We start from the raw sequence: 1,490 nt of genomic DNA, 5'->3' as shown, positions 1-1,490 counted from the left end.
ATAAGCTGTTGAGTAAAATAGACAGTGTGGATGCACAAGGACGGGTGACACAGCAGACGTTTGCAGGTGGGGTATCCCGGACCCAGTCGTTTGAAAATGGCAGTGGCTTTATTGACGCCATTTCAATTTCGAATGCCACTCAGACACTGTATACGGTCAATTATAAGCATGATATTCGTGGTACCACGCGCCATCGTATCAGTCAGTATTATGAGCCGGGCGTGGGCAACGATTCGTTCAAGTTTACAGAGTCATTTGGGTATGAAAATAACGGTCTGCAGCGCCTGAGAACCCGCTCGGTGAGTCATGCCAGCACCCGTTATGGGGTATCGCTCAGATTGGCGAATCAAACCTACAGCTATGATGCTTATGGCAATATCAAGACCAATACGAATGTAGGGACTTACCACTATACGAATGCCAATAACCCATATCAGCTGACGTCTGTGTCAGGGGCAAGCGGTAAGCGTAGCTACAGCATGGCTTATGATAATCATGGCAATATTACCCATGATGGGCAGCGTCGTTTTTATTATACTCAGTTTGATAAGCCCTATAAGATCACCAAAGACAGCAACACGTATACCGAGTTTAAATACGATGACACGGGTAGTCGCTATTATCGTAAAGACGTACAACTGGTGAATGGCAGTTCACAAACGAAACAGGTGTACTATGTGGGTAAAGTGTATGAGCTGATCAAGCAGTCAGGAGGTAAAAATAGCAGTGGCAGTGCTTTACCATCGCAAATTGAGCATCGCTGGTATGCCGGTGGTGTGGTGATCAGCCAGATTGAAGGTCAGGCACAAAAAACGCAGGTTGCGCACAGTGATATGCTGGGCTCAACCGTGCTGGTGACCAATGACAGTGGCAGTGCGATTGCGCAATATATTTATGACCCCTGGGGTAAGCAGCAGCAAGTGTATGCGGCCTCTGAAATGGGCAGCAGTTTGTTACCATTGACACAGATGCGTGCCTTTACCGGGCATGAGCAGGTAGACCAGCTCGACATCATACATATGAACGGGCGTATTTATGATGCTAATCTGGGTCGATTCTTACAGGCTGACCCTTTTGTTCAGTTCCCGGATGTAACGCAAAGCCATAACCGTTACAGCTATGTGCTGAATAACCCATTGACTTATAACGACCCGAGTGGCTACTTCCTGAAGAAGTTAATGAAGGTGACGGGGCTGAGCTCATTGCTAAAAGCCATTGCTAAGATCCCCATTCTGGATGCGGCAGTCAGTATTGCTTTGGGATTTGTGGCGCCGTGGGCATTGCCGTTATATCAGGGGCTGAAAACCTACGCGGTCACGGGGAGTTTTGGTGCCGCACTCAAGGCCTATGTGATTTCCAGCTTTACGATAGGGATTTCAGAAGCGATAGGGGGCGCTCTGCCATTTGAGGCGGGCGGGCTGACAGCCGTAGCCAATGTGGCTTCCCATGCGATGGTTGGCGGGATCACCTCCGTTCTGCAAGGTGGTAAG

General features: G+C 48.9%; 1 protein-coding gene. It reads left to right on the top strand.

Annotation, left to right across the window (positions count from 1 at the left end; genetic code table 11):
* Window positions 1-1,490 (top strand): RHS repeat-associated core domain-containing protein (locus MHN31_RS24035; RefSeq protein ID WP_239445545.1); only part of this gene is annotated, 1,490 nt, incomplete at both ends.

This window comes from Pseudoalteromonas sp. McH1-42 (assembly GCF_022347845.1).
GTDB classification, from domain to species: domain Bacteria; phylum Pseudomonadota; class Gammaproteobacteria; order Enterobacterales; family Alteromonadaceae; genus Pseudoalteromonas; species Pseudoalteromonas rubra_D.
The sequence above is the reverse complement of the archived record's forward strand: the minus strand, read 5'-3'. Positions and strand labels throughout refer to the sequence as shown.